At 72.2% G+C, this 22430-nt stretch carries 18 protein-coding genes; 2 read left to right on the top strand and 16 right to left on the bottom strand.

All coding sequences use genetic code 11. The features are described 5' to 3' along the window. Window positions 1-101: 101 nt before the first annotated feature. On the bottom strand, window positions 102-545 hold the full coding sequence (locus tag DB033_RS02895) for an RDD family protein (RefSeq protein WP_205843621.1): 444 nt from the start codon (window positions 543-545) through the stop codon (window positions 102-104). A gap of 345 nt (window positions 546-890) precedes the next feature. Between DB033_RS02895 and glnA the strand changes: the two genes are divergently transcribed. Both glnA and DB033_RS02885 read left to right on the top strand, forming a co-directional pair. After that, complete coding sequence (glnA, locus tag DB033_RS02890; RefSeq protein ID WP_111765372.1) at window positions 891-2312, top strand: type I glutamate--ammonia ligase; 1422 nt, start codon at window positions 891-893, stop codon at window positions 2310-2312. 395 nt (window positions 2313-2707) lie between these two features. Then, the gene (locus DB033_RS02885) at window positions 2708-2995 is read left to right on the top strand and encodes a YciI family protein (RefSeq protein ID WP_111765371.1); all 288 of its coding nucleotides are present in this window, start codon (window positions 2708-2710) and stop codon (window positions 2993-2995) included. 102 nt (window positions 2996-3097) lie between these two features. Here the strand turns inward: DB033_RS02885 and DB033_RS02880 are convergent, their stop codons facing one another. From DB033_RS02880 to DB033_RS02810, 15 genes are all read right to left on the bottom strand, one after another. After that, on the bottom strand, window positions 3098-4111 hold the full coding sequence (locus tag DB033_RS02880; protein WP_111765370.1) for a LacI family DNA-binding transcriptional regulator: 1014 nt from the start codon (window positions 4109-4111) through the stop codon (window positions 3098-3100). 19 nt (window positions 4112-4130) lie between these two features. Further along, window positions 4131-5363 (bottom strand): Gfo/Idh/MocA family protein, encoded by a 1233-nt coding sequence (locus DB033_RS02875; RefSeq protein WP_205843620.1) that lies wholly within the window; start codon window positions 5361-5363, stop codon window positions 4131-4133. Window positions 5364-5486: 123 nt separating this feature from the next. Further along, window positions 5487-9098 (bottom strand): chromosome segregation protein SMC, encoded by a 3612-nt coding sequence (gene smc / locus DB033_RS02870; RefSeq protein ID WP_111765369.1) that lies wholly within the window; start codon window positions 9096-9098, stop codon window positions 5487-5489. A 118-nt stretch (window positions 9099-9216) separates the two neighbouring features. After that, the gene (locus tag DB033_RS02865; RefSeq protein WP_111765368.1) at window positions 9217-9498 is read right to left on the bottom strand and encodes an acylphosphatase; all 282 of its coding nucleotides are present in this window, start codon (window positions 9496-9498) and stop codon (window positions 9217-9219) included. A gap of 6 nt (window positions 9499-9504) precedes the next feature. Continuing rightward, entirely contained in the window at window positions 9505-10950 is a 1446-nt protein-coding gene (locus DB033_RS02860) for a bifunctional phosphatase PAP2/diacylglycerol kinase family protein (RefSeq protein ID WP_240615705.1), read from the bottom strand. Between the two features lie 48 nt (window positions 10951-10998). Then, window positions 10999-11859: a bifunctional DNA-formamidopyrimidine glycosylase/DNA-(apurinic or apyrimidinic site) lyase gene (gene mutM, locus DB033_RS02855; protein WP_111765366.1), complete on the bottom strand. Its 861-nt coding sequence runs from the start codon at window positions 11857-11859 to the stop codon at window positions 10999-11001. A gap of 3 nt (window positions 11860-11862) precedes the next feature. Continuing rightward, window positions 11863-12681, bottom strand: coding sequence for a ribonuclease III (gene rnc, locus DB033_RS02850; RefSeq protein ID WP_111765365.1), 819 nt, complete (start codon window positions 12679-12681; stop codon window positions 11863-11865). A 19-nt stretch (window positions 12682-12700) separates the two neighbouring features. Then, window positions 12701-12880: a 50S ribosomal protein L32 gene (rpmF, locus tag DB033_RS02845; protein WP_111765364.1), complete on the bottom strand. Its 180-nt coding sequence runs from the start codon at window positions 12878-12880 to the stop codon at window positions 12701-12703. Between the two features lie 20 nt (window positions 12881-12900). Further along, window positions 12901-13470, bottom strand: coding sequence for a YceD family protein (locus DB033_RS02840; RefSeq protein WP_240615704.1), 570 nt, complete (start codon window positions 13468-13470; stop codon window positions 12901-12903). 266 nt (window positions 13471-13736) lie between these two features. Then, the gene (locus tag DB033_RS02835) at window positions 13737-14468 is read right to left on the bottom strand and encodes a DivIVA domain-containing protein (RefSeq protein ID WP_111767188.1); all 732 of its coding nucleotides are present in this window, start codon (window positions 14466-14468) and stop codon (window positions 13737-13739) included. A gap of 127 nt (window positions 14469-14595) precedes the next feature. After that, window positions 14596-15072 carry a pantetheine-phosphate adenylyltransferase gene (coaD, locus tag DB033_RS02830; RefSeq protein ID WP_111765363.1) on the bottom strand — a complete coding sequence of 159 codons (477 nt, stop codon included), beginning with the start codon at window positions 15070-15072 and terminating at the stop codon, window positions 14596-14598. Window positions 15073-15103: 31 nt separating this feature from the next. Continuing rightward, entirely contained in the window at window positions 15104-15667 is a 564-nt protein-coding gene (gene rsmD / locus DB033_RS02825; protein WP_111765362.1) for a 16S rRNA (guanine(966)-N(2))-methyltransferase RsmD, read from the bottom strand. Continuing rightward, window positions 15664-19044: a pyruvate carboxylase gene (locus DB033_RS02820; protein ID WP_111765361.1), complete on the bottom strand. Its 3381-nt coding sequence runs from the start codon at window positions 19042-19044 to the stop codon at window positions 15664-15666. Before DB033_RS02820 ends, rsmD begins: the two co-directional genes overlap by 4 nt. Window positions 19045-19280: 236 nt before the next feature. Then, window positions 19281-21539, bottom strand: coding sequence for an ATP-dependent DNA helicase RecG (gene recG, locus DB033_RS02815; RefSeq protein ID WP_111765360.1), 2259 nt, complete (start codon window positions 21537-21539; stop codon window positions 19281-19283). Between the two features lie 120 nt (window positions 21540-21659). Further along, window positions 21660-22406, bottom strand: a complete 747-nt coding sequence (locus DB033_RS02810; protein WP_157970470.1) for a hypothetical protein — start codon at window positions 22404-22406, stop codon at window positions 21660-21662. Window positions 22407-22430: the final 24 nt, after the last annotated feature.

Genomic DNA, 22430 nt, shown 5'->3' with positions numbered 1-22430 from the left:
ACGACGCCCGTGACCGGACCCCGGTCACGGGCGTCGTGCGTTCACCCGCCGGATGGACGGCTGCCCGGGGCACGCCCGCCGCAGGCACAGCTGACCGGCCGTCAGCGCGTACGTACCACGACGGTGTGGCACAGCCGATCGTGCAGCCCGCGGCCGTCGCCGTCCTGGATCAGGGGTGGCACGACCAGACCGATCAGCGCGGTCCGCGGCAGCGCCCAGAACCCCACGAGCGGGCCGCGGTCGGCGGCTCCGAGGGTGGCGACCCGGGTGCCGGCCACCAGGTGTCCCGGGGTGGTGCCCAGCAGACCCACCCCCAGGACCGTCACCAGCCCCCAGACCAGCAGGCTCCAGTTCTGCGGCGGATCGGGCGCGGTGAACGCCCAGGCGACCAGGGCCGCCGCGACGGCGTCGACCACGAACGCCCCGATGCGCTGCCCCAGTCCGGCGACGGCACCGGGTCCGGCGGCCGGGATGCCGAACGCCTTGCCCGGCCATTCCGCCGCCGCGCCACCTGCGGTTCCGCGCTGTCCTGCCGCCACGCCCACCCCTGCTCCGTTCGTGCGGCGCACGCCGTCGCGGCACCGTCCTCTGCTGCGATTCAACACGACCCGGGCGCCACGGACGGGTTCCCGACGGCGCCGGCGCCCGTCATCCGTGACGGAAACACCGACGTCACCACCCGGTCACGCCACCGCGTCATACTGCTGCTGACCACGGACGGGAGTACCCGGCGCGGTGACCCGCGCCGCGTTACGGGCCGTTCACAACGGCGAAACACGGGCGAGACAGCATGTACTACCGTCCCGGGTGACCGTGACGCCGTCGTAGCCTCTCCGTCCCGGGCCGCCCCATGCGGCCGGGATGTCATCCTGACGCGAAGGAGCTCGTCCTTGTTCTCCACTCCCGAAGAGCTAGTTGCCTACATCGCGGACAACGAAGTCGAAGTCTTCGACATCCGTTTCTGCGACCTGCCGGGCATCATGAACCACCTGACGGTGCCTGCCTCGACGGTGTCCGTCGAGTCGCTCGCCGCGGGGATGGCCTTCGACGGCTCCTCCATCCGGGGTTTCCAGTCGATCCACGAATCGGACATGACGCTGCTGCCGGACGTGGCGACCGCGCGGCTGGACCCGTTCCGCCGCCGCAAGACGCTGACCTGCAACTTCTTCGTGCACGACCCGCTCACGCTGCAGCCGTACTCGCGCGACCCGCGCAACGTGGCCCGCAAGGCCGAGGAGTACCTGGCCACCACCGGCTTCGCCGACACCTGCTTCTTCGGTGCCGAGGCCGAGTTCTACGTCTTCGACGACGTCCGCTTCGAGTCGAAGATGAACGGCTCGTTCTACGAGGTCGACTCCGAGGAGGGCTGGTGGAACACCGGCCGTCGCGAGGAGGGCGGCAACCAGGGCTACAAGACCCGCGTCAAGGGCGGCTACTTCCCCGTCCCGCCGTACGACCACCAGGCCGACCTCCGCGAGGACATGACGGCCAACCTGATCCAGAGCGGCTTCGAGATCGAGCGCGGCCACCACGAGGTGGGCACCGGCGGTCAGGCCGAGATCAACTACAAGTTCAACACCCTGCTGCACTCGGCCGACGACGTCATGCTGTTCAAGTACGTCATCAAGAACACCGCCTGGGCCGCCGGCAAGTCGGTCACCTTCATGCCCAAGCCGCTGTTCGGTGACAACGGCTCGGGGATGCACGCCCACCAGTCGCTGTGGCAGGACGGCAAGCCGCTGTTCTACGACGAGGCCGGCTACGGTGGCCTGTCGGACCTGGCGCGCTACTACATCGGCGGTCTGCTGCACCACGCGCCGTCGCTGCTGGCGTTCACCAACCCGACCGTGAACTCCTTCCACCGGCTCGTTCCCGGCTACGAGGCGCCGGTCAACCTGGTGTACTCCGCACGTAACCGCTCCGCCTGCATCCGCATCCCGCTGACCGGCACGAACGCGAAGGCCAAGCGCCTCGAGTTCCGCTGCCCGGACCCGTCGGCCAACCCCTACCTCGCGTTCGCCGCGATGATGATGGCCGGCCTGGACGGCATCAAGAACAAGATCGAGCCGCCGGCCCCGGTCGACAAGGACCTCTACGAGCTCCCGCCGGAGGAGGCCGCCAACATCCCGCAGGTGCCGTCGTCGCTCGAGGCCGTCATCAACAACCTCGAGGCCGACCACGACTACCTGCTCGAGGGCGGCGTCTTCACCGAGGACCTCATCGACATGTGGATCCGCCTCAAGCGCGAGGAGATCGACGCGATCCGGCTGCGCCCGCACCCGCACGAGTTCGCGATGTACTACGACATCTGAGTCGTCCGTCGTCCCGGAGGCCCGCAACGCTGCTCGCGTTGCGGGCCTCCGGCGTTGTGGCGGTGTGGCCGACCACCCGACCGGGGAACAAAGTCGCGCCGACCGTCGGGTCGTGGATCACGGAGCAGCACAGCCGGCCCGACGGCGGGGGGCGTCGGACCTGCCGGGATGACCGATTCCGCCGACGACGACGGCGCGGCCGCCACCGCCTGCCGGTCCGGGTCCCGACAGTCTCGACGACCCGCGGGTGGACGACGGCCGCCCGGGCGGCGGCCGACGCACCCGGACACCTGCGCCCGCAAGGCGGTGCCCGCCCACCGTCCGGTCGACGTGATCCGGGCGCACGCACGGACGATAGGGTCGAGGCAACCGATCCGACCGGAGGTCCCATCCGCATGGCCGTCTTCGCTGTCCACTACACCTACGACAAGGACCAGGCCGCGCAGCGCGATCTGTACCGGGCGGCGCACCGCGGCTACCTGCGTGAGCTGCTGGCCGAGGGCAGCCTGCTGGCGGCGGGCCCGTACGTGGACGACGAGAACCCGGGTGCGCTGTTGATCTTCCAGGCCGCGTCCGCCGACGTCGTCGTCGCGCAGCTGACCATCGACCCGTTCGTCGCCAACGGTCTGGTCAGCAACGCCGATGTGCGGGAGTGGGTCCAGACGATGGGTCCCTGGGCCTGAGACCGCCGGTACCCGTTGCCGGGCAACGGGTACCGCCGTCGGGCCGCCGTCAGGTCGGGCAACCGCAGGACCGGCGGATCACCAGTTCGGTGTCGAAGGCCGTCAGGTCGGGCAACCGCAGGACCGGCGGATCACCAGGTCGGTGTCGAAGGCCCGGTACGCCCCCGCCGGCATTCCCGCGAGCAGGGCGTCGACCGCGGCGCCCGCCATCTCGGCGACGGGCTGCCTGGCCACCGTCAGCGTCGGCCACGAGTACTCCGACTCGCTCGTGCCGTCGAAGCTCACGACCGCGATGTCCTCCGGTACGCGCAGGCCGCCCTCGTGCAGCGCCCGCAGCACGCCGACGGCCAGCAGGTCGGAGGCGGCGAAGACCGCGTCGGGCAGCGTCCCGGTCAGCAGCTCCCGTCCCGCGGCGTAGCCACCGGCACGGTCGAAGGGAGCCCGCACGACCGTCGACCCATCGAGGCCGCGGCGGTCCAACGCCTCGCGCCAGCCCTGTTCCGGGCTGTTCGCCCCGAACGGGCCCCGCCGGCCGGTGCACAGCGCCACCGATGACAGGCCGTGTCGGTCCACCAGATGGCCGACGACCGCGGCCGCGCCGGCGGTGAACGCCGGCCCGAGAGCGGCGAATCCCGGCACCGGCCCGTCCCGGTCGAGCAGGACCATCGGCACGTCGTACGTGGTCAGGTCGCGTCCGGCCGGGCGGCCGGTGGTGGCGAGGAGCACCCCGGAGAGTCGCCGGCCGGCGAGGCCCTCGACGAGCCGGCTCTCCCGGTCGGGGTCGTCACCGCTGTTGGCGACGACCAGCGCGTGACCGTGCACGGCGGCGCGCCGTTCCACGGCCACCGCGTACTCCGCGTAGAACGGGTTGCTGGAGTCGGGGACGACCAGTCCGATCATCTCGGTGGTGCCGGTCCGCAACGCGCGCGCGGCGAGATTGGGCCGGTAGTCCAGGGTCTCGATGGCCGCACGGACCCGGGCGGCGGTGGCCGGGGCGACCCCGCGCGGCCCGCCGTTGATCACGTAGCTCACCACCGCGGTGGAGACCCCCGCCGCCCGGGCGACGTCGGATCGGGTCGCCGCCCGGCGCGGCGGTGTGTGCGGCGCATCCCCCATGGGCGCAGAACCTACCCGGTCAGCCGGTGGCGACGGCCCTCCCCAGCGGCGCACCGACCGCGACCGGGGCGTCGCCGAAGTCCGGCACCGGAAGTCGCGCACCACCCTGCAGCGCCGACTGGTGCGCCACGATGCCGGGGACGGTGTACCGGGCGGCGGTCCAGGCGTTCACCGGAGGCAACGTGCGGGTGTCCACGGCCACCGCGAAGTCGTCGACGAGGAAGTGGTGGCTGCCCTCGTGACCACTCGGCACCCCACGGAACGTCTCGGGCAGCCGCGAGGTGTCGTGCACCGCAGCGTGTCCGGAGATGAACGCGTCACGCAGCTCGGGGGCGACGTGCGCCAGCGACGGGTCGTCGGCCGACATCGACGGACGGGAGTCGATCTGCCCCGAGATGTCGGTGACCCCCTCCTTGTCCTGCCAGTAGGTCACCGTGGCCAACTGCTCGAAGCTCGCCTCGGTGCCGAAGAAGCGGAAACGGGACTCCCGGATGTGCGACGGGTAGCCGACCCGACGCATTTCGTTGATCCGCATCACGCCGCCGTCGTCGAGCTCGAACAACGCCGACGCGTTGGAGAAGTCGTTGCCGAACTGGCTGACCTCGCGGTCGAAGACGCCGTCGCCGCGCTGGTCGACGACACCGATGCAGCTGACGCTGACCGCGTGGCCGGGCAACGCACCGAGGACCCCGCCGATCGAGTGCGTCGGGTAGTGCATGGGCGGGTAGCTGGCGGTGGCCTTCCAGTTCTCGCCGCCGCTGTACCGGTAGGCGGCGTAGAAGCCCAGGTCCATGTCGTGCACGTAGTCGCCCTCGGCGTAGAAGACGCGCCCGAAAGCATTGTCCGCCATCTTGTCCCGGGCGTAGACGGTGGCGGGGTTGTAGTAGCTGGTCTCCCCCATCATGTAGGTCAGGCCGGTCTCGGAGACCGCGGTGATGATGTCGCGCACCTCGTCGACGGTGAACGCCATCGGCACCGCCGAGTACACGTGCTTGCCCGCGCGCAGCGCCTGCACGACCAGCGGACCGTGGGTCCAGCGCTGCGTGAAGATCGCCACCGCGTCGACGTCGGAGGCCAGCATCGTGTCGACGTCGTCGACCACCGCGGCGAGCTTCTCGCGGGTGACGAGTTCCTCGGCACGTTCCCGTAGCAAATCGGTGACCCGCACCTCGCTGACGGCGGGGTGCAGCTGGAACAGCTTGGCGAACTGGCCGGCGAACTGACCGGCCCCGATGATGCCGAGTGAGAACACGGGACTCCTCGTCGTGGTGGGGGTGGCCGGCTGCGGCGACGGTGGCCGGGCAGCCGACCGGACGGAATCTACACGAATAGATCCGTCGCCGACGATCCCCCGGCCGTCGCGGGACGACCGCTGTCAGCGGGCGGGTACGGGTTCCGCGGTCGGCGGCGTCGACACGACGCCGCGGATCCGCTGGGAGATGACCTGGGTGATGCCGTCGCCGCGCATCGAGACGCCGTACAGGGCGTCGGCGGCCTCCATCGTGAACTTCTGATGGGTGATGATGATCAGCTGGCTGGACTCCCGCAGCTGCGACAGCAGGGTCACCAGCCGGGTCAGGTTCACCTCGTCCAGCGCCGCCTCGACCTCGTCCATCACGTAGAACGGACTGGGCCGGGCGCGGAAGATCGACACCAGGATGGCCACCGCGGTCAGCGAGCGCTCCCCGCCGGACAGCAGGGACAACCGCTTGACCTTCTTGCCCGGCGGCCGGGCGTTGACCTCGATGCCGGTGGTCAGCATGTCGTCGGGATCGGTGAGCACCAGCGATCCCTCGCCACCGGGGAACAGCGTCTGGAACACGGTGACGAACTCCCGGGCGACATCGGCGAAGGCGCTGGCGAAGACCTCCTGGATCTTCTGGTCGACCTCGCCCACCACCGTGAGCAGATCGCGCCGGGTGTCCTTGAGGTCGGTGAGCTGGGTGGACAGGAAGGCGTGCCGCTCCTCCAGCGCCGCGAACTCCTCCAGGGCCAGCGGGTTGACCTTGCCCAGCGTCGTCAGGTCGCGTTCGGCGCTGCGCAGTTTCCGTTCGGCGGCGGCCCGGTCGAAGGCCATCGGCTGCGGGGCGTAGACCTGCTCGCCGCGCTCCTTGGCCTTCTCGTACTCGGCCAGTTCCACCGCGCTGGGCGGGGTGAGCGCGTCCGGACCGAACTCGGCCACGAGATCGTCGACGGTGATGGCGAACTCGGTGGTGGCGCGGTCGATCAGCTGCTCGATGCGGATCGCCTGTTGCGCGCGCAGCACCTCCTCGCGGTGCACCTCCGACGTCAGCTTCTCCCACTCCGACGACAACTCGGCGACGCGCTGGCGGGCGGCCGTGGCCGCCTGCTCGGCGGCAGTCCGGGCGGCCACCGCGGCGTCCCGGGCGGCCGAGGCGGACCGCAGCGACGCGGTGAGGACGTCGGCGGTGGCGGTCGCCCGGTCGGCCACCTTCGCCGCGACGGCTGCGGCGACGGCCCGCCGGGTGCGGGCGGCCTCCGCGCGGGCCCGGGTCTCGCGTTCCGCGCGCGCCGCCCGCCGCAGGTTGTCCGAAGTACCGGCGAACGCGCGGGCGCGCTCCTCCACGGTGCGCAACGACAGCCGCGCGTCCATCTCGCGCTGGCGGGCCAGGGCCGTCTGCTCGGCCAGCCGGTCCCGGTCGGTGGAGTCGACCACCGTCGGGACGTCCTGGTCCTGGACGGCGGCGAGCCGGGACTCGAGGTCGGCCAGCGCCTGCTGCTGCTGACCCCGGGACTCCTCGGCGGTCTGCCGCTGCCGGTCGAGCCGCTCCGCCTCGGCCGCGGCGGCCCGGGCGGTCTCGGCGAGCCGGCCGAGCTGCTCCTCGACGGCACTCATCTGGGCGTCGGAGTCGTTGAGCGCCTGCAGCGCCCGTTCGGCGTCACGTTCCCGCTGCTCCGCGTCCGCCCGGGCCCCGGACAGGGTGGCCTCCACCCGCTCCAGCCCCGACGTCACCTCGGCGAGCCGCGCCTCGGCCTCGTCGACCGCGGCCTGGATCTCCAGCAGCGACTGCTGACCGGCGCGTCCGCCGGTGGCGGTGTGGGCGTCCAGCAGCTCGCCGTCGGTGGTGACGGCCCGCAGCTCGGGATGCTCGCGGACGAGCCGGGCCGCCGCCTCGAGATCGTCGACGAGGACCAACCGGTCGAGGACGCGCGTCACCGCGGGCACCAGCTCCGGCGGTGCCTGCACGGCGTCCAGGGCCCACGACTGACCGGCCGGGAGCGCGGGCCGGTCCGCACGGCCGGCTCCGGTGCCGCCGATGAGCAGGCCCGCGCGGCCCGCGTCGGAGGTGCGCAGCCAGCCCAGGGTGGTGGCCGCGACGGCCAGGTCGGCGACGGCGACCGCGTCGGCGAGGGGTCCGAGGGCCGCGGCGAGCGCGGCCTCGGCGCCGGCCCGCACGGTGAGCAGCTCCGACACGGGCCCGAGGAGCCCGTCGAGCTGGTCGTGCGCCGCCAGCAACGCCCCGGTGCCGTCGCGGCGCTTGAGCCCGAGACCGAGGGCCTCGACGCGGGCCCGCAGCGAGCGTTGTTCGCTGATCGACGCCCGCTGCGCCTCGACCAGTTCGCGCATCCGGTCAGCGGCGCGGTCGGCCTCCTCGCGCGCCGACTGGTAGGTCTCGTCCAGCCCGAACTCGTTGTCGCCGAGTGCCGCGACGGACTCCTCGAGGGCGGCGAACTCCTGCCGGGCGGTACCGACGCGGTCCTGCGCACTCGCCAGCGCGGCCGACAGCCGGGTGATCTCGTCGGCGACGGCGGCCAGCCGCGAGCGGGCCGCGTTGACCTTCCCGTTGAGGGTGGCCAGACCTTCACGCCGGTCGGCGATCGCCCGCGTCGCGGCGAGCAGCTCCGCTTCGGCCCGCGTGAGGGCGGCCTCACGTTCGGCGCGCTCCCGTACGGCCTCGTCCAGCGCGGACCGGGCGGATCCGACGGCGGCGTCCTTGGCCGCCTGCTCGACGTCCGCCGCGCGGGCGGCCTCCTCGAGCTCGTCCGGGTCCCGCCCGGGCCGCGACTCCTCCAGCGGGGCGGCGAGATTGCGGGCGCGTTCGGTGGCCAGGTTGATGGTGCCGCGGAACCGCTCCGACAGCGCCGACAGCGCGAACCAGGTCTCCTGCGCCTCCTGCAGGGCGGGGGCGGCGTCGGCCAGCGCGGCCGCGCTGTACTCCTGCTCCTCGGTGGCGACGGCGAGGGCCGCCTGCACCCGCTCCCGCTTCTGCTGGGCCGCCGCTTCCTCGGCCTGTTCGGTGGCGACCTGCCGCTGCAGGGTCACCAGGTCGTCGGCGAGCAGCCGCAACCGGGCGTCGCGGAGCTCGGACTGGATGGTCATGGCCCGGCGGGCCACCTCGGCCTGCCGACCCAGTGGCTTCAGCTGCCGCCGCAGTTCCGACGTCAGGTCGCCCAGACGGGTCAGGTTCGCCTGCATCGCGTCGAGCTTGCGGAGCGCCTTCTCCTTGCGTTTGCGGTGCTTGAGCACCCCGGCCGCTTCCTCGATGAAGGCCCGGCGGTCCTCCGGACGGGCCGACAGCACGGCGTCGAGCTGCCCCTGCCCGACGATGACGTGCATCTCGCGGCCGATACCGGAGTCCGACAGCAGCTCCTGGATGTCCAGGAGCCGGCAGCCCCGGCCGTTGATCTCGTACTCGCTGGCGCCGTCGCGGAACATCCGCCGGGTGATCGCGACCTCGTCGTAGTCGATGGGCAGCGCACCGTCGGCGTTGCTGATGGTCAGGGTCACCTCGGCCCGGCCCAGCGGCTGCCGGTCGGCGGTGCCGGCGAAGATGACGTCCTCCATCTTCCCGCCGCGCAGGGCCTTGGCACCCTGTTCGCCGAGCACCCAGGCGATCGCGTCGACGACGTTGGACTTCCCCGAGCCGTTGGGGCCGACGACCGCGGTGATACCCGGCTCGAAGTGCAGGGTGGTGGCCGACGCGAACGACTTGAAGCCACGCAGGGCCAGGCTCTTCAGATACACGCCAGCCCTCCCGTTCCGCGGCCGTGGGCCGTTCCCGAAGGTTGGACTCTACCGGCGGGCCCCGGGGCGCTCCGGTGTCCGCGCCCGGCGCGGACGGGTGTCAGCGCTCCCGGAAGCGTCAGCGCTCCCGGAAACCCTGCAGGTCGTGCCGCGGTGCCGTGCGCTGCTCGACGACGTCGTCGACCCGTCCCGGGGTGTCCCCCGACCGCAACCACGCGAGCAGCGCGTCGACGCGGTCCGCGGGCCCCTCCGCGACGACCTGCACCCGGCCGTCCGTCAGATTGGTGGCGGTCCCGACGAGACCGAGTTCCAGCGCCTTGGCACGGGTGAACCAGCGGAACCCGACGCCCTGCACGTGACCGTGCACGAACGCGGTGACACGGATGCTGTCGTCGCTCATGGACGCCTACTTCCAGGTGCGGTAGACCCGCAGGTGACGGGGATCCAGGTCGATCAGGACGGAGTCCTTGGGGTCGGTGATCTCACCGTCGTGGGCGACCCGCAGTTCCTCGGTCTCCATGGTGACGTCCAACCGCCGTGTGTGCATGGACGCGTACACCCCGGAACGCTCGACCTGGCCGATCAGGGACCCGATGGTCGCCCGGGTGCGGGAGAACCGGCCACGGTCGAGGATCACCTGCACGTCGATGAACCCGTCGGCCATGTGGTCGCGGCTGGACGACACGAGGCCGCGCGGGGTGTAGTGCCCGTTGCCGACGAACACGGTCCAGATCCGGTCGGGACGGCCGTTGAGCGTCAGCACCACCGGCTCCGCCTTCGCGAACACCCGCGGCAGCGCGACCAGGGCGGCCAGCGGCTTGCCGAGCCGGCCCGCCAGGCGGTCGCGCTCGGCGACGAAGTCGGGGTAGATGCCAATCGACGCGGTGTTGAGGAACGGCACGCCGTCGATGCGGGCCACGTCGACGGCCCCGCCGGAGCCGTGGCGCACGCTGTCCGCGGTGTCGGCGTACGTCAGCAGCCCGAGCGCCTTCGCGAAGTGGTTGAACGTCCCCGCGGCGAAGACGGCCAGCGGCAGGTCGTTGTCGAGGGCGACGCCGGCGACGGAGGCGCAGGTGCCGTCGCCGCCGGCCACACCCAGCGCCGTGACGTCGGGACCGATGATCCCGTTCAGCGCCTCGGGTCCGTCCTCGGGATCCCAGTGGAAGATCCGCGCCTTCGGCAGCAACGCGGCGATGTCCTCGCCGGCGTCCTTGGCCGACCCGCTGGCGCGGTTGATGACGACGGTCAGCCCGGCCCCGTCGGCCAGTGCCGGGAGATCGGCGTGCAGGGACTTGGCGGGCCCGTGCTCCCCGACCTTCCACAGCTTCTTCACCAGCAACGCGGCGGCGATCCCGACACCGGCACCGACGACGACGTCGGACTTGTAGTGCACCCCGACATGCACCCGCGAGTACGCCACGGCTGCCGCCACCGGCGCGAGCACCAGGCCGGCGACGGGCATCTCGACGGCGGCACCGGTCGCGAAGGCGGCGGCGGACGCGGAATGGCCACTCGGGAAGGACGACGTCCAGGGCCGCTCGCCGATGCGGCGGGCGAGCTGGGTGCGTTCGATGTCGGGACGTCGACGACCCACCAGCGGCTTGATCAGCGAGTTGGAGACGAACGAGGCGACGGCCAGCGATCCGAGGCCGCGGATGCCCGCGCGGCGGTATCCCCCGCCGGCGACGACCCCGGCCAGGGCGAAGCCCATCCAGAGCCGGCCGTGGTCGGCGGACCGGGTGAGGACGCGCAGCGCGACGTCCACGGGCTCGGAGGTCGGCTTCACCTCCTGCACGACCTCCGCGGGCGGGGGCTGGTCGGTCACCGGACGGGGCAGGAAGGGGATGCGCACACGGGCGACTCTAGCCGGGCGGTCACCCGCCCGGCTCACCCTCAAGGGTCAGTAGTGCGGCATCCGGGGTCGGGGCTGACAGGTCGGGCAGAAATGCGACGACCGGTTCATGAACGACTCCTTCACGATCGGCGTCCCGCAGCGGGCACAGGGCCGGCCGGTCTGCCCGTAGGCGTTCAGCGACCGGTCGAAGTACCCGGACTCGCCGTTGACGCTGACGTAGAGCGCGTCGAAGGACGTGCCGCCCTGCGCGAGCGCCTGCTGCATCACCTCGGTGGCCGCGGCGATCACCGACCGGACCTGCGGCCGCGTCAGCTTGTCGGTGGCGCGGGCGTAGTGCAGCCGTGCCCGCCAGAGCGCCTCGTCGGCGTAGATGTTGCCGATCCCGGACACGACCGTCTGGTCCAGGAGGGCACGTTTGAGCCCGGTCCGCCGCGCGCGTAACCGGGCCACCGCCGCCTCGAGGTCGAACGCGGGGTCGAGCGGGTCGGTGGCGATGTGGGCGATCTCGGCGGGCAGGACGGCGCCGCCCGGTGAGAAGGACAGCCCACCGAAGGTGCGCTGGTCGACGAAGTGCACGTCGGGGCCGCCGTCGGTGAAGGCGAACCGGACGCGCAGGTGCGGTGAGTCGGTGCCGGGGTCGAGCGCGCCGCGGACGCGGAACTGGCCGCTCATCCCGAGATGCGCGATCACCGCGTCGCCGTCGTCCAGCGCCCACCAGAGGTACTTGCCGCGTCGCCGGACGGCGTCGATCCGGCGGTCGGCGAGCAGACCGGCGAAATCCGCGGGTCCGGGCAGGTGGCGGCGGACCGCGCGCAGGTGCAGCACGTCCACGCGGGCGAGGGTCCGTCCAAGGACGTGGGTCTCCAGGCCCCGGCGGACGACTTCGACCTCGGGGAGTTCAGGCACCGGTCACCGGGATGCGACAGACCCCTCGGTCACCGGGGCACCGGTGGACGGCGGGGTGTCGGCCGCCGCGGTGGCCACCTCGGCCACGAGGGTCGCGCCGCCGACGGGAGCGGTGTCGACGGAGGTGGGCGTCAGGATGCCGTAGGCCAGCGCGGCCGCCTTCTGCTCGGCTTCCTTCTTCGTCCGGCCCTGGCCGACCCCGCGGTCCTCACCGTTGACGATGACCGTCGCGGTGAACTGCTTGGCGTGGTCGGGACCTTCCTCGCTGAGGCGGTAGGACGGCACGCCGAGACCGAGGGTGGCGGTGCGCTCCTGCAACGAGGTCTTCCAGTCCAGCCCCGCACCGACGCTCGGCGCCGAGGCGATGAGTTCGCCGAACAGCTGGTGGATGACGCCGCGGGCGGTCTCCAGGCCGTGCTGATAGTAGACAGCGCCCAGCAGCGCCTCGACGGCGTCGGCGAGCAACGACGGTTTGTTGCGTCCGTCGGTGAGTTCCTCGCCCTTGCCCAGGCGCAGCAGGGCGCCGAGGCCGATGGCCCGCCCGACGCCGGCCAGCGCGTGCATGTTGACGATGCTGGCGCGCAGCTTGGCCAGCTGCCCCTCGCTGAAGTCGGGGTGGGCGCGGTACAGCGCATCGGTGACGCAGAGTCCGAGGACGGCGTCACCGAGGAACTCCAGGCGTTCGTTGGTGGGGAGCCCGCCGTTCTCGTAGGCGTACGAGCGGTGGGTGAACGCCAGCACCACCAGCTCGGCATCCAGGGAGATGCCGAGCGTGGTGGTGAGTTCGGTCGCGTCGACCAGCTGTGGTGTGGACGAGCTCACGGATGGCGACCCGGGAGGGTCAGACCTCGACGACCTGGCGGCCGTCGTACTGGCCGCAGGTGGGGCACGCCACGTGCGGCGGCTTGAGGGCACCGCAGGCACGGTTCGAGCACGCCGCCAGGGTGGGGACGGTCGTCTTCCACTGCGAACGGCGGGAACGGGTGTTGCTGCGGGACATCTTCCGCTTCGGGACAGCCACGACTTACTCCTTGTCGAACATCATTCTGGGCGTGAACTCTGGGTGCCGAACTGATTCCGCAGAGCGGCCCAGCGCGGGTCAAGTATCTCATGCGAGTGACCGGGCTCGAGGTCGTCGAGCCGCTCCCCGCAGGTGGGGCACAATCCGGGGCAGTCCGGCCGGCAGAGCGGCGCGAGCGGCAGCTGGACCACGATCTCGTCGCGGACCAGCGACTCCAGGTCGATGTAGTCGTCGGTGAGGATCAGTACCTCGTCGTCCTCGATGGTCTGTGCGGTCACCGAGTTCGGGTACGCGTACAGCTCACGGAGGTCGGCGCCGACCGGCCGGTCGATCACGGTCAGGCAGCGAGCACACTCACCCACGGCGCGGCTGATGGCGGTGCCCGAGACGAGCACCCCCTCGACGACGGACTCGATCCGGAGGTTGAGCCTGATCGGCTCCCCCGCCGGGATCGCCAGCACGTCGATGCCCATCCGCTCGTCGGAGGTGAGGGTCTCCTGGACGCGCTTCATCACACCGGCCTGCCGGGACAGCAGTCGGGTGTCGTAGACCCACGGTGACGCGGGGCTCGGGCGGTTCTGAGTCATCATCTCTTCGGTGCTCGGTACTTCTCGACGGTTCTCGGTGGTTCGCAGTGGTGCTCGATGGTTCCGGGTGGCCCGGCATGCGACGAGCGACGGGCGCGCGTCACCTGCAACAGGCAACCGTTCCAGAGTAGTCGATCGGGGCCGCGGATCCCAACCCGCTGCCAGGGTTCGGCCCGCGGCTTCCGGCGGGCCGCTCGGGCGCGCCGGGTGATCGCGCCGTGCCGGCGCCGACGGGATGCACCCGCGGCGCCGGGGCCGGCGTCGCAGTGTCAGTCGCGGTAATCGGCGGCGAGCCCGGACCGCAGCGCGGTCCGGCCGCGGCCGACCGTCCGCAGCGTCTGGGTGAGGGTCTCCTCCAGATTGGCCAGCCGGCCGTCGACGTAGGAGTCGCACTCGTTGCGCATCCGGTCGGTGTCGGCGTGTGCGGTGTCCAGGATGCGGGCCGACTCGGCGTACGCGGCCTGCACGACCTCGGTCTGCGACACCAGCCGGGCCTGCTCGGCGACCCCGGCCGCCACCAGACGTTCGGCCTCGTCGGTGCCCCGCGCGACCAGCGCGTCGTGCTGGCTCTGCCCACGGGCGACCGCGGTGTCGTGCTGCTCCTGGCCGGACCGGATGGCCCGGTCGGCGTCGGCCCGGGCACGCGCGAGGATCTCGGCGGCCGCGTCGGTGGCCTCCTGCACCCGACGGTCGGCCTCGGCCTGCGCGGCGCTCACGGTCGACTCGGCCAGCGCGCGTGCGTCGGTCACCAACCGGGTGGCCTCGGTCTCCGCGTCGCCCAGCGTCTTGTCGGCCGAGGTGCGCGCCTCGCTGAGCATCTGATCGCGGTGGTCGAGAACGTCCTGCGCGTCGTCGACCTCCCCGGGCAGCGCGTCGCGCACGTCGTCCAGCAGGTCCAGCACGTCACCCCGCGGCACCACGCACGAGGCGGTCATCGGCACGCCGCGCGCCTCTTCGACGATGGTCACCAACTCATCGAGAGCTTCGAACACCCGGTACACGACGGCAGTCACCTTCTCCTTCACGCGCAGTGGTCATGGCTGAGCCCACGCACCGACCAGTCTGGCCTCGGCCGGGCCCGACGGCCGTTCGGCGCGCCGCACCCTCGCGGGGTGAAGGCGCACACGTTCAGCCCGCGAGTTTGGCCGCCAGCGCCCGGTTGACCGGCCCGGGCAGCAGGTGGTCGACCGATCCGCCGTACTGCGCGACCTGCTTGACCAGCGAGGACGACAGGAAGGAGAACTCGGGGTTGGTCGGCAGGAAGAACGTGTCGACGCCGGTCAGTCCCTTGTTCATCTGCGCCATCTGCAGCTCGTAGTCGAAGTCGGTGACCGCCCGGATGCCCTTGACGATGGCCCGGATGTCGCGCTCGCGGCAGTAGTCGACCAGCAGCCCGGTGAACGAGTCGACCGTGACGTTGGGCCACTCGGCGGTGGTCTCGCGCAGCAGCGCGAGCCGCTCGTCGAGGCTGAACATCCCGTGCTTGGCCGGGTTGACCAGCACCGCGACGACGAGCTCGTCGAACTGGCCGGCCGTCCGGCCGATGATGTCGAGGTGCCCGAGTGTCGGCGGGTCGAAGGATCCGGGGCACACCGCGCGCGTCATGACGGGCGACCGTAGCAGCGCCGCAGCCGGGTCACGGCGCTCGCCCGAACAGCAGCACCGTGTCGCCGTAGCGCTTGCTGCGCTCCGCCGCCAGCGGCTCCGGCCACTCGAGGTCGGCGGTGCGCCGGGCACGCTCCACCACGAGATCGGCGTGCGGGTTCAGCAGCCCGTGGGCGACCAGGCCGCGCAGCATCGCGGTGAGGTCCTCGTTCGGCAGGTCGTAGGGCGGGTCGGCGACGACGATGTCGAACCCCGCGCCGCCCGAGCCCGCCCCCGCGTAGGTGAGGGCCGAGCTCGGCACCACGGTGACGGTGCCGCCGGCGTCCAGGGTGGCGACGTTGGCCCGGACGATCGCGAGCGCCTCGCGGTCGTTCTCCACCAGCACCACCCGCTCGGCCCCGCGGGACGCCAGCTCCAGGCCCAGCGCGCCGGTGCCGGCGAACAGGTCCAGCACCGACGCACCCACCAGCGCCCCCGACGCCTGCAGCGAATTCCCGAGCGCGGCCCGCACCTTGGAGTTCGTGGGCCGGGTGGTGGTGCCGTCGGGCGTCCGGAGTGCCCGGCCGCCCCAGCGCCCGGCGACGATCCTGGTCACTGCTTCAGCACGATCAGCAGGTCGCCGCCCTCCACCTGCTGCACCTTCTGGATGGCGGTGCGCAGCACCACACCTCCGGTCTGCGAGGTGATCGACGCCTCCATCTTCATCGCCTCGATGGTGGCCACCACCGCACCGGCGGCGACGGTGTCACCCTCCCCGACGACGAGGGTCACCACACCGGCGAACGGGGCCGCGACCTGTCCGGGATCGTTCGGATCGGCGCGCTCGGTGGTCGGGACGTCGACGGCGACGCTGCGGTCGCGTACCTGCAGCGGCCGGATCTGCCCGTTCAGCGTGGTGATGACGGTGCGCATGCCGCGCTCGTCGGCGTCGCCGATGGCCTCCAGGCCGACGTAGAGGGTGACGCCGGGCTCGAGGTCGATGGTGTGCTCGACGCCGCGGCGCATCCCGTACAGGTAGTCGGTGGTGCGGATCAGAGACAGGTCGCCGTACTCGGCGCGGGTGGTGGCGAAGTCCTTGGCCGGGCCGGGGAACAGCAGCCGGTTGAGCGTCTCGCGGGGGCGGGTGGCGAGCGCCTCGGTGTCCTCCGCGGAGAGCTCCTCCACGACCGGCCTGCGGGTGCGACCGGCCAGCGCCTTGGTGCGGAACGGCTCCGGCCAGCCGCCGGGCGGGTCCCCCAGTTCGCCGGACAGGAAGCCGATCACCGAATCCGGGATGTCGAACTTCGACGGGTCGTTCTCGAAGTCCGCCGGCCGGACCCCGGCGCCGACGAGGTGCAGGGCCAGATCACCCACGACCTTGGACGACGGGGTCACCTTGACCAGCCGCCCCAGCATCCGGTCGGCGGCGGCGTAGACGTCCTCGATGGCCTCGAAGCGGTTGCCCAGGCCGAGTGCGATCGCCTGTTGCCGCAGGTTGGACAGCTGCCCGCCGGGGATCTCGTGCTGGTACACCCGGCCGGTCGGGGCGGTCAGCCCGGACTCGAACGGCGCGTAGACGCTACGGACCGCCTCCCAGTAGGGCTCCAGGTCCTCCACCGCCCGCAGGCTCAGGCCGGTCTCCCGGTCGGAGAAGTCGGTCGCCGCGACCAGGGCCGACATCGGCGGCTGCGACGTGGTGCCGGCCATCGGTGCGGACGCAACGTCGACCGCGTCCACGCCCGCCGCGGATGCGGCCAGATAGGTCGCCAGCTGACCACCGGCGGTGTCGTGGGTGTGCAGGTGCACGGGCAGGTCGAAATTCGCCCGCAGCGCGGTGATCAACCGGGTCGCGGCCGGAGCGCGGAGCAGCCCGGCCATGTCCTTGACCGCGAGCACGTGCCCGCCGGCGGCGACGATCTTCTCCGCGAGCCGGAGGTAGTAGTCCAGTGTGTAGAGCGTCTCGGCCGGGTCCGACAGGTCGCCGGTGTAGCACAGCGCCACCTCGGCGACGCTGGTGCCGGTCTCCCGGACGGCCTCGATCGCCGGCCGCATCTGCTCGACGTCGTTGAGCGCGTCGAAGATGCGGAAGATGTCGATGCCGCTACTGGTCGCCTCCGTGACGAACGCGGTGGTCACCGCGGTCGGGTAGGGCGTGTAGCCGACGGTGTTGCGACCGCGGAGCAGCATCTGCAGACAGATGTTGGGCACCGCGGTCCGCAGCGCGGCCAGCCGTTCCCACGGGTCCTCGCCGAGGAACCGCAGTGCGACGTCGTAGGTGGCGCCGCCCCACGCCTCGATGGACAGCAGCTCCGGGGTCGTCCTGGACACCGCGGGCGCGATCGCCAGCAGGTCACGGGTGCGTACCCGGGTGGCGAGCAGCGACTGGTGGGCGTCGCGGAACGTGGTGTCGGTGACCGCCAGCCGGGTCTGCGCACGCAGGTCGGCGGCGAAACCCGCCGGGCCGAGCTCGGCCAGCTTCTGCCGGGAGCCCGGCGGTGGGGTCGCCGCCCGGTCCAGCCGCGGGATCTTGCCCGCCGGGTCGATGCGGTCCCGGCCGGAGCCGTGCGGCTGGTTGACGGTCACGTCGGCGAGGTAGGACAGCAGCCGGGTGCCGCGGTCGGCGGACCGTCGCGAGTTGAGCAGCTGCGGGTGGCTCTCGATGAACGACGTGGTGACGCCGCCGGCGGCGAAGTCGGGATCGTCCAGGACGGCCTGCAGGAACGGGATGTTGGTGGACACGCCGCGGATCCGGAACTCGGCCAGCGCCCGCTTCGCGCGGCGGACCGCCGTCGGCCAGTCCCGGCCCCGGCAGGTCAGCTTGACCAGCAGCGAGTCGAAGTGCGCCGACACCTCCGCGCCCGCACCGACGGTGCCCCCGTCGATCCGGACCCCCGCGCCACCGGCGGAGCGGTAGGTGATGATCGTGCCGGTGTCCGGGCGGAAGCCGTTGGCCGGGTCCTCGGTGGTGATGCGGCACTGCAGCGCGGCGCCGCGGATGACGATGGTGTCCTGCGCCAGGCCGAGCTCGGCCAGCGACTCACCGGCGGCGATACGGATCTGCGCGCCGACGAGATCGACGTCGGTGATCTCCTCGGTGACGGTGTGCTCCACCTGGATGCGTGGGTTCATCTCGATGAAGAAGTAGCGGCCGGCGCTGTCGAGCAGGAACTCCACGGTGCCGGCGTTGACGTAACCGATGTGCCGGGCGAACGCGACGGCGTCGGCGCAGATCCGGGCCCGCAGCTCCGGGTCGAGGCCGACGGCGGGTGCCACCTCGATGACCTTCTGGTGCCGGCGCTGCACGGAGCAGTCGCGCTCGAACAGGTGCAGCACCGTGCCCTGGCCGTCGGCCAGGATCTGCACCTCGATGTGGCGGGGTTCGATCACGGCGCTCTCGACGAACACGGTCGGGTCGCCGAAGGCGGACTCGGCCTCGCGCATCGCCGCCCGCAACGCGTCCGGCAGTTCCTCGGCGGTGTCGACCCGGCGCATGCCGCGCCCCCCGCCCCCGGCGACGGCCTTGACGAACACCGGGTAGCCCACCGACCCGGCCGCGGCGATCAGCTCGTCGACGTTGGCCGACGGCTCCGACGACTCCAGGACCGGGATGCCGGCCGCCCGCGCCGCGGTGACCGCGGTGGCCTTGTTGCCGGCCATCTCCAGGATCTCCGCGGGCGGTCCGATGAAGGTGATGCCCGCGTCCACGCAGGCCTGCGCCAGGTCCGGGTTCTCCGACAGGAAGCCGTACCCCGGGTACACCGCGTCCGCGCCGCTCTCGACGGCCGCGCGGACGATCTCGTCCACGTCCAGGTAGGCCCGGACGGGGTGCCCCTCGGTGCCGATCTGGTAGGACTCGTCGGCCTTCTGCCGGTGCAGCGAGTTGCGGTCCTCGTACGGGAACACCGCCACCGACGAGATGCCCAGCTCGTACAGGGCGCGGAACGCCCGGGTCGCGATCTCACCACGGTTGGCGACAAGCACTTTGCGGAACACGCGGGCGATTCTCCTTGCGCTGGGGAGCCGGCTGCCAGGAGCGAGCCGGGTCCGGTCCGACGGCGGTTCACGGTATCGCGGGCGGCTTCCGGCCAGGAGAACGGCGCCGGCCGGCCGCCCGGGGGAACGGCCGGGTCGCGACGATTGTGACCGTCGTCATCGATTCAGTACGCCACCCCGCCGCGCTGACGTGCGCATCATCACACGGTCCCGGGGCGCGGGCGGCGCCGTGGCGGTCAGCCCTTCTCGAGGAAATCCTGTGATTCCTCGTCCAGCACCGACGACACCATCGCGCGCAGGCCCGGCCACCGGTCCAGCTCCGGGTCGTCGGTCACCATAGCGCCCGCGTCCTCCCGCGCGGTGAGGATGACCTCCTCGTGCTCCAGCAGCGACAGCAGCCGCAACGACGACGACCGGCCGGCCTGCAACCGCCCCAGCACGTCACCCTCGCGGCGGAGTCTGAGGTCCTCCCGGGCCAGCTCGAACCCGTCATTGGTGGCGGCGACCGCGGTCAGCCGCACCATGGCCGGCGAACCCGGCAGGCTCTCGCTCACCAACAGGCAGACCCCCGGGGCGCTGCCCCGTCCGACCCGGCCACGCAGCTGGTGCAGCTGGGACAACCCGAAACGGTCGGCGTCGAGGATGATCATCATCGTCGCGTTGGGGACGTCCACCCCGACCTCGATGACGGTGGTGGCCACGAGGACGTCGGTGCGGCCGCCCTTGAACTCGGCCATCACCTCGTCCTTCTCCGCCGGCGGCAGCCGGCCGTGCAGCACCGCGAGCCGCAGCCCGGCGAGCGGCCCGTCGGCGAGCATGGCGGCGGTCTCGATGACCGGAACCGGCGGGCGCCGCTCGTCGCCCGACGCGGCGGACGACGGTTCCGGTGCCTCGAAGTCGGCGTCGGTCCCATCGGACTCCTCGCCGTCACCGCCGATCCGTGGGCACACGATGTAGACCTGACGGCCCTTGGCGACCTCCTCGTGGACCCGCTGCCACGCCCGGTCCAACCAGGCGGGCTTCTCGGCCACCGGCACCACCGTCGAGCTGATCGGCGACCGACCGGCCGGCAGCTGGGTCAGCGTGGACGTCTCCAGGTCGCCGTAGACCGTCATCGCCACCGTGCGCGGGATGGGCGTCGCCGTCATCACCAGCACGTGCGGCGGGCTGGCGTTCGGATCACGCGAGCGCAGCTGGTCGCGTTGCTCGACGCCGAAGCGGTGCTGCTCGTCCACGACGACCAGCCCCAGGTCGGCGTACATCACCTGGCGGCCGAGCAGCGCGTGGGTGCCGACGACGATGCCGGCGGAGCCGGACGCGATGTCCAGCAGCACCTGCCGACGGGCCGGCGCCGACAGCGAACCGGTCAGCAGGGTCACCCGGGTGGCGTTCTCGGGAGCTCCGAGCTCGCCACCGGTGGCCAGCGGTCCGAGCATCGCGGTCAGCGACCGGGCGTGCTGGGCGGCCAGCACCTCGGTCGGGGCGAGCAGCACGGTCTGCCGGCCGGCGTCGACCACCTGCAGCATCGCCCGCAGCGCGACGATGGTCTTGCCCGAGCCGACCTCGCCCTGCAGCAACCGGTTCATCGGGTGCAGGGTCGCGAGGTCGCGGGCGATCGTCTCGCCCACCTCGTACTGGCCCGCGGTCAGTTCGAACGGGAGGCGGGCGTCGAAGGCCGACAGCAGGCCGCCGTCGATCCGCGGGCACGGCTCGGCCGGCAGGAACCGGGCGCGGGCCCGGCGCTGGGCCAGCACCAACTGCATCGACAGGGCCTCGTCGTACCGCAGCCGCTCACGGGCGCGCTCGATGTCGCGGTCGCCGGCGGGCTGGTGGATCGACGTCAGCGCCTCGGTCAGCTCGACGAGCCCGTGCCGGGTGAGCAGCTCCGGCGGCACCGGGTCGGGCACGGTGCCCAGCGTGGCGAGCACCGCGGCCACCGCGTCCTGGACGGTCTTGAGCTTGAGCTTTCCGGCGACGCCGTAGATCGGGTAGATGCCGGCGAAGGAGCGGATCCGCTCGACCTTGCCGTCCTCGTCGAGGTAGCCGTCCAGCGACGCGGCCTGCGGGGCGTCCAGCTGCAGCGTGCGGTTGAAGCGCTTGACGCGGCCCGAGAAGATGCCCTCGCTGCCCACCGGGAACGCCCGGGCCAGGAAGTTCTGGTTGAAGAACGTGCAGTCGACCGTCTGTGTGCCGTCACCGACGGTCAGCGTCAGGATCTGCAGGCGGCGGCCGTTCTTGGGGATGACCCGGGAGTTGACCCTGGCCACCTTGGCGACCAGCGTGACGTCCTCACCGACCTCCAGCCGGCTGACCGGGGTCAGCTCGCCGCGCTTGGTGTACCGGCGCGGGTAGTGCCGTAGCAGTTGTCCGACCGTGTGGATGTCCAGTTCCTCGGCCAGGGGCTTGACCCACCGCGCGTCCAGCACCGTCGCCAACGGGCGTTCCAGCGCCGGCAACTCGACGCGCCGGCCGTCGCGCGCCTGCGGCGTGGTCATCCCGTCCCCCTGCTGCGTGTGTCCCGGTCCGGGGAGTCCCGGAGGTGTCGTCGGTGCGGCTTCCATGGTGCCAAGTCCCACCGACAGTGCCGCGTCCGCCCCGTGGGTCCGGAGGCCGGGTCAGGGCAGGTAGCGGATCCGCAGTCGGCGGACCCGGCCGTAGCCGAACACCGTCTCCACCAGCGGGCCCGGGCGTCGGGTGAGCACCACCAACCGGAATCCGGTCTCGTCGGGGATCCACCGCCGCTCGTCCGAGAGGCCGTCCAGCATCCGGTCCAGCGCCACCGTCTCCAGGTCGTACCGGGGATCCTGGGGTTCCAGCAGCAGCCGCACCTCGTACAACTCGTCGGGATCGGACTCGACCGCATCCCCGACGAGGCCCTGGTGCAGCGCCTCCAGGGCGATGCCCACCATCGACCGTGAACGCACCTGGCCGCCCGCCCGGACGGCCTCCTCGATGCCGGCCAGCAGCCCCGCGCCCGCAGCGGCCGCGTCCACCATCGCCGCCGCGGCGGCCCGGCCGGCGTCGACCTCGTAGTCGGCGACCGCCGGGAGCACCTGCAGTGCCGCCGACCCGGCCAGCAGCCCGGCCGCCAGGATGATCGGGTCCGACTCGCCGTCGTCGGCCGGCCCGGAGGTCCCCACGGCCGCGGCGAGCCCCGCGGCCACCCCGGTGAGGTAGCGGTCCAGCACCAGGTAGCGGCCGGTCACCGCGGCGGGCGCGGGTTCGCGTGCCTCCGCCACCGCGGCCAGCAGCACCGACCGCCACCGGCCCACCAGCGTCTCCGGGATCGACCCGGCGACGGGTCGGCCCAGCGCATCCATCCAGGCGGTGACGAGCTCCTCGTCCACCATCGGTGCCGTCACGGGTGGGCCCCCGATCCAGCGAGT

This window comes from Nakamurella deserti (genome assembly GCF_003260015.1).
GTDB classification, from domain to species: Bacteria; Actinomycetota; Actinomycetes; order Mycobacteriales; family Nakamurellaceae; genus Nakamurella; species Nakamurella deserti.
This window is presented reverse-complemented; position numbering and strand designations above follow the sequence as displayed.

Coding starts and splice junctions, on each gene's coding strand:
- DB033_RS02840 (WP_240615704.1), bottom strand. CDS start 13,470: ATGATGACTCAGAACCGCCCGAGCCCCGCGTCACCGTGGGTCTACGAC.
- coaD (WP_111765363.1), bottom strand. CDS start 15,072: ATGACGCGCGCGGTGTGCCCCGGATCCTTCGACCCGCCGACACTCGGG.
- DB033_RS02880 (WP_111765370.1), bottom strand. CDS start 4,111: ATGGGGGATGCGCCGCACACACCGCCGCGCCGGGCGGCGACCCGATCC.
- DB033_RS02865 (WP_111765368.1), bottom strand. CDS start 9,498: ATGAGCGACGACAGCATCCGTGTCACCGCGTTCGTGCACGGTCACGTG.
- recG (WP_111765360.1), bottom strand. CDS start 21,539: ATGACCACGCCGCAGGCGCGCGACGGCCGGCGCGTCGAGTTGCCGGCG.
- DB033_RS02885 (WP_111765371.1), top strand. CDS start 2,708: ATGGCCGTCTTCGCTGTCCACTACACCTACGACAAGGACCAGGCCGCG.